Here is a 13,119-nt window from a genome sequence, read left to right on the forward strand (position 1 = left end):
CGCCGGATGAGAACGGGGAAAGGGCTGCCGGCCCTGGGACTTGCGCTGCTGGTGGCGGGCTGCGGGACCCAGTCCGCGGCGGACGCGGGGGCGGGACCGTCACCGGTACGGACCACGCCGGACTTCCGGGTGCACGCCGACACGCTGCCGCCGGACGGCGGTCTGCCCACAGGGAAGCTCCCCGTGACACCGGCGCCCGGGCTGTCGGGGCTCTCCGTGACCCCCGCGCCTGGGGCGTCCGGGCGCCCCGGCAGCCCTGAAGAGCCGTGCCCCGAGGGCGGGTTGCGGGTCACCGCGAGCGGGGTGGACGGCGCCATGGGACTGCGGGCGGTGACGGTCACCGCGGCGAACTGCGCCGCCGCGTCCGTCGCACTCGACGGCTACCCGCTCCTGCGGGTGCTGGACGCGCAGGGCGCCCCGTACGACGTCACGGTGCACCACGGGCCCTCGGTGCCGGGCAGCAGCGCGGTGCCCGACCCGGGACCCCACCGGATCACCCTCACGGCCGGTCAGCGGGCCACGGCCGTTCTCATCTGGCGGAACACCCTGACCCTGTCGGACGACCCGAACCAGAACGGGGCGGCGGTGGAGGTGACCCCGGCGGCCGGCCGGCCCCCGCAGACCGTCCCCCTCCACCTCGACCTCGGCAATACCGGCGTCCTCGACGTGACAGCCTGGCAACGCCCCACCGCCGCACCCGGCCAGGACGGACGCCCGGGCCGGTAGCCGCCCGCAGGCCGGCCCGTAGGCCCGGCACGCCCGTACGGCCTCCCGGCACGCCCGCCGCGGCCTTACGACCGCCCTTACGACCGCAGGGAGCGGCCGAAGCCCGCGGCCAGGGGCATACGCAGCCCCAGTGGCGGGGGCGCCGCCAGGGCGTCGGCGACGGGCCGGGCGTAGGGGCGGTCCAGGAGCGAGCCGAGGACGAAGTCCGTGGTGAGGGCGAAGACTTCGGCGCGGTGCTGGTGGAGGGTGTGGCCGGCCGAGTGGACCTCGAAACGGCAGACCTCGCGGTTGACCTTCTTCGCGCGTTCGGCCAGCCGGTAGGAGAGTTCGGGGTCGGTGGACTCGTCGTCGGTGCCGTGCGCGATGAGCACATGGCGGCCGATGAGCTGTTTCACCGGCTCGGGTTCGCCGTCGGCCGGCAGCCACGGGGAGAGGGCCACCACGGAGGTGACCGCGGGGTGCCCGGCGGCCTGGAGCGCCGCCCGGCCGCCCATGTCCATGCCGACCAGGCAGACCGGCACATCGCCGTAGCGCCGTACCGCCTCACCCACCGCCCACTCGGCGTCCTCCGCCGGATGCGCGTGGCCGCCGTTCCAGCCCCGGAAGCGGTAGTGCACGACATGCGCGGCCACCCCCCCGGCGGCGCCGGCCCTGACCAGGTGCCGGGCGAGCGGCCAGATCATGGCGGCGGCGACGGGGGAGCGGCGCCGGGTGCTGAGCGGATCGCCACCGGGCAGCGCGAGGACGACGGCGCGCACCGTCGCGCCGTCGTCGTCCTCCCGCTGCCGTTGGCCGGGTACCAGCGGTACGTGCACCCGGCCGGGCGTCACCGCGCGCCCCAGCCGCGCGCCACGCGCCGGTAATGCTTGCGAAGCCATGGCGCAACGATCGCAGACGAGGGGGTGTGCGCTGTATGGCCAGGCGGAAAATACTTCCTTTCCGCGGGATATCTACGCGCGTAGGGACTACAGTTCAGTCATGCGAGACGCCAAACCGGGCCTTCCGACCCAGGAACAGATCCGCCGCGCGCCCAAAGTGCTGCTCCACGACCACCTCGACGGCGGCCTGCGCCCCGGCACCATCGTGGACATCGCCCGCGCGACCGGCTACGACGCACTGCCCGAGACCGATCCGGACAAGCTCGGCACCTGGTTCAGGGAAGCGGCCGACTCCGGCTCCCTGGAGCGCTATCTGGAGACGTTCGCGCACACCTGCGCGGTGATGCAGACCCGCGACGCACTGATCCGGGTCGCCGCCGAGTGTGCCGAGGACCTCGCCGCCGACGGCGTGGTCTACGCCGAGGTCCGTTACGCGCCCGAGCAGCACCTCGAAGGCGGCCTGACCCTCCAGGAAGTGGTCGAGGCGGTCAACGAGGGGTTCCGGCTGGGCGAACGCCGGGCCCGCGATGGGGGCAACCGGATCCGGGTCGGCGCGCTGCTCACCGCGATGCGGCACGCCGCCCGCTCCCTGGAGATCGCCGAACTCGCCAACTCCTACCGGGACTCGGGTGTGGTCGGCTTCGACATCGCGGGTGCCGAGGCGGGCTTCCCGCCCACCCGGCACCTGGACGCCTTCGAGTACCTCAAGCGGGAGAACAACCACTTCACCATCCACGCCGGCGAGGCGTTCGGCCTGCCGTCGATCTGGCAGGCGCTCCAGTGGTGCGGCGCCGACCGGCTCGGCCACGGGGTGCGGATCATCGACGACATCGAGCAGGGCCCCGAGGGCCAGGTGACCCTCGGCCGGCTGGCGTCGTACGTCCGCGACAAGCGGGTGCCGCTGGAGATGGCGCCGACCTCCAATCTGCAGACTGGCGCCGCCGCTTCGTACGCCGAGCACCCGATCGGGCTGCTGCGCCGGCTGCACTTCCGGGTCACCGTCAACACCGACAACCGGCTGATGTCCGGCACCAGCATGAGCGCCGAGTTCGAGCACCTGGTCGAAGCGTTCGGCTACACGCTCGACGACATGCAGTGGTTCACCGTCAACGCGATGAAATCCGCGTTCATCCCTTTTGACGAACGTCTTGCGATGATCAATGAGGTCATCAAGCCGGGCTACGCCGAGCTGAAGGCCGAGTGGCTCTTCGCGCCCGGCGCCCCCGCAACGCCCGTGGCCAGCGGTTCCGTCGCCGAGGCCGGCTGACCGGCGGCGGCTCGGTGGGTGGCCCCGGCGCCTGTCGGGGCCACGCCACGCCGGTTGCGGCGGGAGTTACCGGCTGACTACGTTCCGAAGTCATGCAGACCCGAACCAAGAAGACCCTGACCACCGCCGCGCTGAGCCTGGCCGCTGTGGCCGCCGCCGCCGGCTCCGCGTCCGCTGCCGATCTCACCGGGGGCTCCCTCGGCTCGCTGCCGGTCGGCCAGGCCACCCAGCTGATCCCCGGGGCCGCCGGCTCCGCCGCGGGCGCCCAGCACGCGCTCGCCAACGGCTCTGCCGCGCTCCCGGGCAACCCCACGAGCCTGCTGCCCTCCGGCAACCACCTCTCCGGCAACTCGATCGCCCCGGTCGGCGGTCTGCTCGGCGGGCTTCCGGCGGGCAGCGGCATCCTGGGCCGCTGACGCCGCGGCGGGCAGCCCCCGCGCGGTGCGCGCCCCCTTGAACGACGGGCCGCGCCCCCTCCTTCGAGGCGGAGGGGGCGCGGCCCGTTGCGGTTGGACTGCGGCGGCGCCGGGGGGCGTCCGGCGGCATGTGGCGGCATGCGGGGGCTTCCGCCGGCTGCTTGCGGGTGCGTTCGGTGCGCGGTGGGCTGCGGCCGGACTGCGGCGGCGCCGGAAGGCGTGCGGCGGCATGCGACGGCTTCCGCCGGCTGCTTGCGGGGTGCGTTCGGTGCGCGGTGGGCTGCGGTCGGACTCCGGCCGCCGCCTCACGGCACGAGGTCGGCGGTCTCCCGTTCGCGCGGTGGCGGGCTCGCCTCGGCCGCCGCCCGGTCCCGCAGCCGGCGCCGTACCCGCGGCACCACCAGCAGGTGGACCACCGCCACCCCGAGGGTGTTGAGCAGCAGCGCGTCCACGTCGAAGAGCTGGCCGGGCACCAGGGTCTGGGTGAACTCCAGCGCCAGGGAGACCATCAGCGCGGCGAAGACGGTACGGGCGAAGGACGCGAAGCCCGAGGTGCGGGCCCGGCCGCCGGCCAGCGGCAGCAGCACGCCGAGCGGGGCCAGCAGCGCCAGGCCGGCGCCGATCCGCTGGGCGGCCTCCGCGGCCCCCATCCCCAGGTCGGCCCGGATCGTGCCCAGCGGGCGGAGGTTGGGGGCGGGCACCCAGGTCACGTAGTGCGGGCGCAGCAGCATCCAGCCGACGAACGCAAGGTACGCCGCGGTCAGCAGCAGGCCGGCCGCGCGCACCTTGATCATGGAGCCATCGTGCCGCACGCTGTCAAGGACGCCACCGCCCGCCCCACGGTTCCCGCACGAGCGGAGCCGATCCTTCCGGAACGCCGCAGGTCACCCGGTGGTGTGATGTACCTCTCCCGCGGCTCCCGCCGGCTCCCGCGGCTCTCCCGAAGCTCCCGCCGGTGCTCCGTCACCACCCCCGGCCGGCCCGCCGCTCAGTGCACGACCGTGCCCGCGCTGTCCGCCGCTTCCGGCCGGGTGCGCAGGTCCGAGGTGCAGGTGTAGCGCCGCAGTTCGTCCCCGTCCGGGCCGCCCAGCACCACCGCGTGCTCGGGCGCGACCAGCGCGTCGGCGGTCAGCGTGCAGACGATCTGCGCCAGCGCGAAGGACGGCAGCTCGTCGAGCGGCTCGCTCAGCCGCAGCGCGCCCTTGGGATCGCCGTCCTGCGGTTCCAGCAGGAAGAGGTTGTTGCCCGGCACCGTCGTTCTGAAGCCCGCCTTGGTCTCGTCGGCCCGCGGGCTGATCTGCAGCTGGGTGATCAGCTCCCGGGCCAGTGACCACGCGGTGAGCCGGGCGTTGTCCCGCAGGGTCACGTCCCGCTGCACCGAGGCGACCTGCATCCCGGTGCACACCAGGTACACCTCGCGGATCACGGTCTCCGCAGGCGGCGTCGCGGGAAGGCGGGGCGCCGCGCAGAACATCCGGGACGGGGCCGGGCCGGCGTCCACCGGCACCGTGGTGCTGCGGATCCCGCAGCCGGCCAGCAGCGCCACCGCCACGACGGCCAGCGAGCCCGCCGCCGTACGCACCGCCGTACGTCCGGTGCCGCTCATCGCGCCTCCCCCGCCGGGCCGGTCGCCGGATCGTCCGCCGGATCGTCGGTGCTGGCCGGCCGTACGGGCAGCCGCAGGGTGAAGACGGCACCGCCCTCGGGGCGGTTGGCGGCGGTGATGTCGCCGCCGTGGATGTGCGCGTTCTCCATCGCGATCGACAGGCCCAGGCCGCTGCCCTCGGAGCGGGCCCGGGAGGCGTCCGCCTTGTAGAAGCGGTCGAAGACGTGCGGCAGCACGTCCTCCGGGATACCGGGACCGTGGTCGGAGACCGCGATGACGATCTGCCCCGCCTCCTCGCGCAGCGACACCCGGACCGGGGAGCCGCCGTGCTTGAGCGCGTTGCCGATCAGATTGGCCATGATCACATCGAGCCGGCGCGGGTCGAGCGTGGCCAGCACCCCGCGCGGCGCGTCGAGTTCCACCGAGTCCAGCCACGCGCGGGCGTCCATGCAGGCCATGATCATGTCCGCCACGTCCACCTCGTCCACCCGCAGCTTGGCGGTGCCCGCGTCGAACCTGGTGACCTCCATCAAGGTCTCCACCAGCTCGTTCAGCCGCCGGGTCTCGCTGACCACCAGCCGTACCGCGGGCGCGATCATCGGGTCCAGCGCCTCCGCCTCGTCCTCCAGTACGTCGGTGACCGCGGTGATCGCGGTCAGCGGGGTGCGCAGCTCGTGCGACATGTCGGCGACGAAGCGGCGGCTGGCCGCCTCGCGGGCGCTCAACTCCTCGACCCGGGACTCCAGTGCCTCCGCGGCGCTGTTGAACGTCCGTGACATGTCAGCGAGTTCATCGGTGCCGGTCACCTTCAGCCGGGTGTCCAGGTGCCCTTCGCCGAGCCGCTGGGCGGCCTCGCCGAGCCGCCGCACCGGCCGCAGCACCGCCGAGCCGGCCGCCTGCGCCAGCAGCGCCGCGCCGATCAGCGCCAGCAGGGTGGCGATCCCCAGCGACCAGGCAAGGGAGTTGAGGTCCTTGCGTTCCGCGTCCAGCGACTTGAGCATGTAGCCGGTCGGGCCCTGGCCGTTGATCCGGGCACCGGCCACCAGATACGGGTGGCCCTGCAGCGAGATCCGCTCCCAGAGCAGGTGGTAGGCACCGTCCTTGTGCAGCGTGTTGACCGCCCGCTGCAACGACTGCGGTACGTCGTCGGTGGAGAACAGCTCCCGGTCCGAGGGCGCCGCGCACGGCCCGTTGTCGGGCGTGGTGTCGATCAGCACCACCTGATACGTGTCCGGGCCGCCTATCCGGCCCGCCGCGTCGTTCAGCGACTGGCAGGTCGGGTCGATCGGCAGCGAGGCGGCGTTGCGCTGCAGCGAGTCCTGGAAGTCGTTGAGCACGCTGTTCTGGGCGCGGGTGAGCACGGCGTCACGGTTGAGCCAGTACGCGATCCCGGAGACCGCCACCGCGGCGGTCAGCGCCACCAGGGCGAACACCGCGACCAGCCGCAGCCGCAGGCTTCCCGTCCAGCGCAACAGGCCGGCCATCCGGCCCGCTCGGCCATGCGTCACTGAGGGGTGTCCAGCCGGTAGCCCACACCGCGGACGGTACGGATCAAGGTCGGCGACGACGGCACGTCCTCGATCTTGGCGCGCAGCCGCTGCACGCAGGCGTCCACCAGCCGCGAGTCGCCCAGGTAGTCGTGCTCCCAGACCAGCCGCAGCAACTGCTGCCGGGACAGCGCCTGTCCGGGCCGCCGGCTGAGCTCCAGCAGCAACCGCAGCTCGGTGGGCGTCAGTTGCAGGTCCTCGCCGTCCTTCGTCACGGTCATCGCATTGCGGTCGATGACGATGGAGCCGAAGGCGGAGGAGTCGGTGCTGTCGCGTTCACCGCGGCGCAGCACGGCGCGGATCCGGGCGTCCAGCACCCGGGGCTGCACCGGCTTGATGACGTAGTCGTCGGCGCCCGACTCCAGGCCCACCACCACGTCGATGTCGTCGCTGCGGGCGGTGAGCAGGATGATCGGCAGCTGGTCGGTGCGCCGGATGCGCCGGCACACCTCGAAACCGTCGATCCCCGGCAGCATCACATCCAGCACGATCAGGTCAGGACGCTGCTCCTTCAGCAGCCGCAGGCCGTCCTCGCCCGTGGCGGCGGACACCACACGGTGGCCCTGACGCGACAGGCCGAGTTCGAGACCGGTGCGGATGGCGTCGTCATCCTCGATCAGCAACAGGAAAGGCACGCCGGACATTGTTGCCTACCCCGGAGGCGGATGGACCCTGTGGTGCCGCCCGGCCTTCTCCGGCCCCCCCTTCCGACCCGGTGCGCAGCGGATTGCCACCCGCTGCCGAGCGGACCGGCGCGCTCCGTGCCGGGCTCTGTGACGGGCCTGTGACACTCGGCGGACAGCCCCATGAAACTGGCCCGGCAATCTAGTGCCCATCGAAGCGACGGCAGCCGCACAACGGTTGCGACGCAGAGGACAGGCTGACGGTTCCATCGACGGGGGCGCGACAATGAACGCACTGCTCAGCAGCACAGGTACCGCAGTTCATTCCGTGCACATCTGCCCGGTCGGCAGGCCCGCCGAGCTGTCCGGTGCCGCGAGCGGACGGGGGTACGTTCGCGGCACCGGACGCAGCACGGCGCCGCACACGGTGCCGCGGCAGCGGCCGGCGTACATCACGCCGGTGGACGCGGGGGACGCCCGGGACACGGGGGCCACGGGGGACGCGGCCTCCCCGGACGGTCCGGGTGCCACGGTGGCGGGGGACGCCGGAACGGGGCCGGCGCCGTCCGCCGAGGACGCCGCGGCGGCCGAGGCCAGGCGGGCCGAGGCGGAGGCGGCCTTCACCGCCTACGTCCAGGAGCGCCGGGCGTCGCTCTACGCGACCGCGTACCACCTGACCGGTGACCGTTACGCGGCCGAGGACCTGCTGCAGAGTGCGCTCTTCTCCACCTACCGGGCCTGGGACCGGATCAGCGACAAGGCCGCGGTCGGCGGTTACCTCCGCCGGACGATGACCAATCTGCACATCAGCGCGTGGCGGCGGCGCAAGCTCAGCGAGTACCCGACCGAGGAGCTGCCCGAGACGGTGGGGGACACCGACGAGATGGGCGGCACGGAGCTGCGCGCGGTGCTCTGGCAGGCGCTGGCCCGGCTGCCCGAGCAGCAGCGGACGATGCTGGTCCTGCGGTACTACGAGGGCCGCACCGACCCGGAGATCGCCGACATCCTGGGGATCAGCGTCGGCACCGTCAAGAGCAGCATCTGGCGGTCGCTGCGGCGGATGCGGGACGACGAGGCGCTGAGCTTCGGGCGCGACGAGGAGTCGGCGTTCGGCGAGCTGGTCGCCTGAGACCGCACACAGACTTTCCGGCTGGGGGGCGCACGGGGGAACACGGGGGAAGAGGGGGGAGCGGGGCCGGACGGAGAGGGGGAAACCGTCCGGCCCCGTCTTTTCGCGCCGGCGCGCACCCGCGCCGGCGCTTTGCCGCGCCGCGCTGTTACGGGCTGCTACGGGCCGCGCGGTGCGGGGGACTTACGGCGCGACGCGGGCCCGGTCAGGCGTCCACGGTGAGGGCGGCGGCCGGTTCGGCCGGGGCCGGGGCGGCGGCCGCGGTGATACGGGCCAGCGCCTCGTCCCGGCCGCAGGGGTGGCAGCCGAGGGCCACCTGGCGGGCGACGATGCCGCGTTCTGCCCGCATCAGGTGCCACCCGCGGCGGATCAGGAACCGTACGGATTTACGGCCCTCGCGCAGATCCCGCAGGAAGCGGCGGCGGGCGGTGGCGGCGGGCCGGCCGCGCAGGCACAGCGCGTCGGCGAGCAGGCCCAGTTCACCGCAGCGCGCGGCGATCTCGGCGGCGAAGACGCCTTCCGCGACGAAGACGGGGGCGCCGTCGAGGTCGAGGCGGGTGTGCCCGGCGACGGAGCTGGCGGCGATGTCGTACACCGGGGTGTCGGCGGCGCCCCGCGTGCACAGCTCGGTGACCGCCGCGACGGCGGCGTCCGCGTGCCAGGAGCCCGGGGCGTCCCAGTCCACGGCCGACGAGCCGGGGAGGGCCGGCAGCGTGGGGTCGTCGCCGTTCTTGTAGAAGTCGTCGAGCACCAGGACCGGCAGGCCGCACCGGGCGGCGAGCGAGGACTTGCCGGAGCCGGAAGGACCGGCCAGCAGGACCACACGCGAGCGAAGCGGGAGGGGGGTCCCCTCATGCGCGGCAACGGGGGCGAATGAACTCACGGAGCAGTATTGTCCCGCACGCCCGGCCCCAGGGCGACCCGCGGTGCGGTCAACTACCCTTCGCGTTCATTGCGTTACTCTGTGCAGTATGTCTGCACTTCGTACCGCACTCGTCCTGACCTTCACCGCTGCCGCCGCGGCGGCCGGCTCCGCCGGCGTGGCCGCCGCGGACACCGCGCTCCCCAGCCAGGCGGTCACCGACGCGCTCCCGACCCAGGCCCTCCCGACCCAGTACGTCACCGGCAGCCTCGGCTACGGCATCGCCCCGGTCCGCGACCTGCGCCTCGACCCGCTCGCGAACACCACGGTCGACCCCCTCAACAACGCCGTGGGCTCCCAGGTCGCCGACTTCAAGCCGGTCTCCACCGCCGCCGTCACCTCCCCCCTCAGCCAGGGCGGCTCCCTCGGCACCCTCCCGCTGCTGGGCCCGGCCACAGGCCTTCTGCCCCACTGAGCCCGCGGGCCCGCCCGCACCTCGCGGGCGGGCGCGCTGCGACGGCCGCGCCACCGGGGCAGCCGGCCGGGCCGCGGGCGGTCAGACGCCGATGGGGTGCCAGACGGTTTTCGTTTCGAGCCAGGCCGTGAGGCGGGACGTGCCCGGGTCGGCGGTCCAGGATTCGCCCGGGTGGGGGCGGCGGACGCGCTTGAGGTTGTCGGCGGCGGCCCTTTCCAGGTCCACCGCCAGCTCACCCGGAGCGCCGGTGAGATCCAGGGCGTTGACGTCCCTGTGGGAGGCGAGGGGCGCGGCGAGTTCCGCGGTGCGGCCGGAGAGGATGTTGACGACACCGGCCGGGACGTCGGAGGTGGCCAGCACCTCGCCGAGACAGAGGGCGGGGAGCGGGGCACGCTCGGCGGCGATCAGCACCGCGGTGTTGCCGGTGGCGATCACCGGGGCGAGGACCGAGACCAGCCCGAGGAACGAGGAGTCCTGCGGGGCGAGGACCGCGACGACGCCGGTCGGCTCGGGGGTGGAGAGGTTGAAGAAGGGTCCGGCCACCGGGTTCGCACCGCCCACCACCTGGGCGATCTTGTCGGTCCAGCCCGCGTACCAGACCCAGCGGTCGACGCCTGAGTCCACCACGGCCGCCGCCTTGGACTTCGACAGCCCCTCGGCGGCCACCACCTCCTGCGTGAACTGGTCGCGCCGCCCCTCCAGCATCTCCGCGACCCGGTAGAGCACCTGCCCCCGGTTGTACGCGGTCGCACCCGACCACCCCGGCACCGCCTTGCGCGCGGCCACCACCGCGTCCCGTGCGTCCTTGCGGGACGACAGCGGGGCGTTGGCCAGCCAGGCACCGCTCTTGGAGTCCGTCACCTCGTACACCCGACCGCTCTCGGAACGCGGGAACTTCCCCCCGACGTACAGCTTGTAGGTCTTGAACACGCCGAGCCGCGTGAACTCGCTCTTGTCAGACATCGAGGTAGCCCTCCAGGCCGTGCCGGCCGCCCTCCCGGCCGTAGCCGGACTCCTTGTAACCGCCGAACGGCGAGGTCGGGTCGAACTTGTTGAACGTGTTGGCCCACACCACCCCGGCCCGGAGCTTGTTCGCCATCGACAGGATGCGCGAGCCCTTCTCCGTCCAGATGCCCGCGGAGAGGCCGTACGGGGTGTTGTTCGCCTTCTCCACCGCCTCCGCCGGGGTGCGGAAGGTCAGCACCGACAGCACCGGGCCGAAGATCTCCTCGCGGGCGATCCGGTGCGCCTGGGTCACGCCGGTGAAGAGCGTGGGCGCGAACCAGTAGCCGGCCGAAGGGAGTTCGCACGGCGGCGCCCACCGCTGCGCGCCCTCGGCCTCGCCCGCCTCGGCCAGCGCGGTGATCCGGGCCAGCTGCTCGGCGGAGTTGATCGCGCCGATGTCGGTGTTCTTGTCCAGCGGGTCGCCGACCCGCAGCCGCGCCATCCGCCGCTTCAGCGCCTCCAGCAGCTCGTCCTGGACGGACTCCTGGACCAGCAACCGCGAGCCCGCGCAGCAGACATGGCCCTGGTTGAAGAAGATGCCGTTCACGATGCCCTCGACCGCCTGGTCGATCGGGGCGTCGTCGAAGACGATGTTCGCCGCCTTGCCGCCCAGCTCCAGCGTCACCTTCTTGCCGGTGCCCGCGACCGTACGGGCGATGGCCCGGCCGACCTCGGTGGAGCCGGTGAAGGCCACCTTGTCCACATCGGGGTGGGCGACGAGCGCGGCGCCCGCGTCCCCGTACCCGGTCAGGATGTTGACCACCCCGCGGGGCAGGCCCGCCTGGCGGCAGACGTCGGCGAAGAAGAGCGCGGACAGTGGGGTCGTCTCGGCCGGCTTGAGCACCACCGTGTTGCCGGCGGCGAGCGCGGGCGCGATCTTCCAGGAGAGCATCAGCAGCGGGAAGTTCCACGGGATGACCTGGCCGGCCACACCCAGCGGGCGCGGGCCGGCCCCGCCGCCGTCCTTCGGGCTCCACCCGGGGACGGCGTACGCCAGCTTGTCCGCCCAGCCCGCGTAGTAGAAGAAGTGCGCGGCCACCAGCGGCAGATCGACGTCCCGGGTCTCACGGATCGGCTTGCCGTTGTCCAGCGACTCCAGCACGGCCAGCTCGCGGGCCCGCTCCTGCAGGATGCGGGCGATCCGGAAGAGGTACTTGCCGCGCTCCGCGCCGGGCAGCGCCGACCACGAGGTGAACGCCTTGCGGGCGGCCCGCACCGCGCGGTCCACGTCCGCCTCGCCGGCCCTGGCGACCTCGGCGAGCACCTCTTCGCTGGACGGCGAGACCGACTTGAAGACGGTGCCGTCGGCGGCCTCGGTGAACTCGCCGTCGATGAAGAGCCCGTAGGAGGGTGCGAGGTCGAGGATCGCGCGGGACTCCGGGGCGGGGGCGTAGGCGAAAGCGCTGTTCTCTGCCATGTTTTCAGTCCACCGTGACGTAATCGGGACCGGAGTACCGGCCGGTGCTGAGCTTCTGACGCTGCATCAGCAGATCGTTGAGCAGGCTGGAGGCGCCGAAGCGGAACCAGTCGGGGGAGAGCCAGTCGTCGCCCGCGGTCTCGTTCACCACCACCAGGTACTTGATGGCGTCCTTCGAGGTGCGGATGCCGCCGGCCGGCTTCACCCCGACCTGGACGCCGGTCGCGTCCCGGAAGTCGCGGACCGCCTCCAGCATCAGCAGGGTGCTGGGCACGGTGGCGTTGACCGCCACCTTCCCAGTGGAGGTCTTGATGAAGTCGGCGCCGGCCAGCATCGCCAGCCAGGAGCAGCGGCGGATGTTGTCGTACGTGGCCAGTTCGCCGTTCTCGAAGATCACCTTGAGGTGGGCGCGGGACCCGTCGGGCCGGGCACACGCCTCCTTGACCGCCTGGATCTCCTCGAAGACGTCCATGTAGCGGCCGGAGAGGAAGGCACCGCGGTCGATGACCATGTCGATCTCGTCGGCGCCGGCCGCGACCGCCTCGGCGGTGTCCGCGAGCTTGACGCTGTGGGCCGCGCGGCCGGACGGGAAGGCGGTGGCGACCGAGGCGACCTGGATGCCGCTGCCGGCCAGTGCCTCCTTGGCCACGGCCACCATGTCGGAGTAGACGCAGATCGCGGCGACCCGGGGGGTGCCGGGGTCGGTGGGATCCGGGTGCATGCCCTTCGCGCACAGCGCGCGGACCTTGCCCGCGGTGTCGGCGCCTTCCAGGGTGGTCAGGTCGATCATCGAGATGGCGAGGTCGATGGCGTACGCCTTCGCGGTGGTCTTGACCGACCGGGTGCCGAGGCCGGCCGCGCGGGCTTCGAGCCCGACGGCGTCGACCCCGGGCAGTCCGTGCAGGAAGCGGCGCAGCGCGTTCGCGGACGCGGTGGCGTCGGCGAAGCCGGCCAGCCGGCCCGGGGCGTCGGCGGCGTACGCGGGGACGACGGAGGGGGCCGGGGCGGGGGCGGAGGTGGGGGCCGGGGAGGACGGGGACGGCGCCGTGGACACCGGCGACGGCGCCGAGGACACCGGGGACGCAGAAGACATGGTCACCACACCACCATATCTACGCGCGTAGGGGACCACCACCCCCGGCCCGTACCGCACCGGGGCCGGGGTGCG

At 73.2% G+C, this 13,119-nt stretch carries 14 protein-coding genes; 5 read left to right on the forward strand and 9 right to left on the reverse strand.

From position 1 onward, the window contains the following. Positions 1-6: 6 nt before the first annotated feature. Positions 7-726, forward strand: coding sequence for a DUF4232 domain-containing protein (locus OG552_RS22700; protein WP_329135757.1), 720 nt, complete (start codon positions 7-9; stop codon positions 724-726). Positions 727-803: 77 nt separating this feature from the next. Here OG552_RS22700 and OG552_RS22705 read toward each other — a convergent pair whose 3' ends face one another. Continuing rightward, on the reverse strand, positions 804-1,604 hold the full coding sequence (locus OG552_RS22705; RefSeq protein ID WP_329135759.1) for an alpha/beta hydrolase: 801 nt from the start codon (positions 1,602-1,604) through the stop codon (positions 804-806). Between the two features lie 100 nt (positions 1,605-1,704). On the opposite strand from OG552_RS22705, the gene OG552_RS22710 reads away from it, so the two are divergent. Beyond that, a complete protein-coding gene (locus tag OG552_RS22710; RefSeq protein ID WP_329135760.1) occupies positions 1,705-2,871 on the forward strand; it encodes an adenosine deaminase in 1,167 nt (388 codons plus the stop codon). Positions 2,872-2,963: 92 nt separating this feature from the next. After that, entirely contained in the window at positions 2,964-3,287 is a 324-nt protein-coding gene (locus OG552_RS22715) for an ATP-binding protein (RefSeq protein ID WP_329135762.1), read from the forward strand. Between the two features lie 305 nt (positions 3,288-3,592). Here the strand turns inward: OG552_RS22715 and OG552_RS22720 are convergent, their stop codons facing one another. From OG552_RS22720 to OG552_RS22735, 4 genes are all read right to left on the reverse strand, one after another. Beyond that, complete coding sequence (locus OG552_RS22720; protein ID WP_329135764.1) at positions 3,593-4,081, reverse strand: VanZ family protein; 489 nt, start codon at positions 4,079-4,081, stop codon at positions 3,593-3,595. Between the two features lie 194 nt (positions 4,082-4,275). Continuing rightward, on the reverse strand, positions 4,276-4,893 hold the full coding sequence (locus tag OG552_RS22725; RefSeq protein ID WP_329135766.1) for a hypothetical protein: 618 nt from the start codon (positions 4,891-4,893) through the stop codon (positions 4,276-4,278). Continuing rightward, positions 4,890-6,377 (reverse strand): HAMP domain-containing sensor histidine kinase, encoded by a 1,488-nt coding sequence (locus OG552_RS22730; protein WP_329141014.1) that lies wholly within the window; start codon positions 6,375-6,377, stop codon positions 4,890-4,892. Before OG552_RS22730 ends, OG552_RS22725 begins: the two co-directional genes overlap by 4 nt. 20 nt (positions 6,378-6,397) lie before the next feature. Beyond that, positions 6,398-7,075 carry a response regulator transcription factor gene (locus tag OG552_RS22735; RefSeq protein ID WP_329135768.1) on the reverse strand — a complete coding sequence of 226 codons (678 nt, stop codon included), beginning with the start codon at positions 7,073-7,075 and terminating at the stop codon, positions 6,398-6,400. A gap of 274 nt (positions 7,076-7,349) precedes the next feature. On the opposite strand from OG552_RS22735, the gene OG552_RS22740 reads away from it, so the two are divergent. After that, positions 7,350-8,192, forward strand: coding sequence for a SigE family RNA polymerase sigma factor (locus OG552_RS22740; protein WP_329135770.1), 843 nt, complete (start codon positions 7,350-7,352; stop codon positions 8,190-8,192). A gap of 205 nt (positions 8,193-8,397) precedes the next feature. On the opposite strand, the gene OG552_RS22745 is transcribed toward OG552_RS22740, so the two are convergent. Further along, the gene (locus tag OG552_RS22745) at positions 8,398-9,075 is read right to left on the reverse strand and encodes a uridine kinase family protein (RefSeq protein WP_329135772.1); all 678 of its coding nucleotides are present in this window, start codon (positions 9,073-9,075) and stop codon (positions 8,398-8,400) included. Positions 9,076-9,163: 88 nt separating this feature from the next. Between OG552_RS22745 and OG552_RS22750 the strand changes: the two genes are divergently transcribed. After that, positions 9,164-9,529 (forward strand): hypothetical protein, encoded by a 366-nt coding sequence (locus OG552_RS22750; RefSeq protein WP_329135774.1) that lies wholly within the window; start codon positions 9,164-9,166, stop codon positions 9,527-9,529. Positions 9,530-9,610: 81 nt separating this feature from the next. Here OG552_RS22750 and OG552_RS22755 read toward each other — a convergent pair whose 3' ends face one another. Genes OG552_RS22755 through deoC form a run of 3 tightly spaced genes read right to left on the reverse strand, consistent with a single transcriptional unit; the run spans position 9,611 to position 13,044 of the window. Further along, entirely contained in the window at positions 9,611-10,492 is an 882-nt protein-coding gene (locus OG552_RS22755) for an aldehyde dehydrogenase family protein (RefSeq protein WP_329135776.1), read from the reverse strand. Further along, entirely contained in the window at positions 10,485-11,951 is a 1,467-nt protein-coding gene (locus OG552_RS22760) for an aldehyde dehydrogenase family protein (RefSeq protein WP_329135778.1), read from the reverse strand. The genes OG552_RS22755 and OG552_RS22760 overlap by 8 nt, the downstream gene beginning before the upstream one ends. A gap of 4 nt (positions 11,952-11,955) precedes the next feature. Next, a complete protein-coding gene (gene deoC / locus OG552_RS22765) occupies positions 11,956-13,044 on the reverse strand; it encodes a deoxyribose-phosphate aldolase (protein ID WP_443071182.1) in 1,089 nt (362 codons plus the stop codon). Positions 13,045-13,119 lie beyond the last annotated feature (75 nt).

Origin of the sequence: Streptomyces sp. NBC_01476 (assembly GCF_036227265.1) — a bacterium.
GTDB lineage: Bacteria > Actinomycetota > Actinomycetes > Streptomycetales > Streptomycetaceae > Actinacidiphila.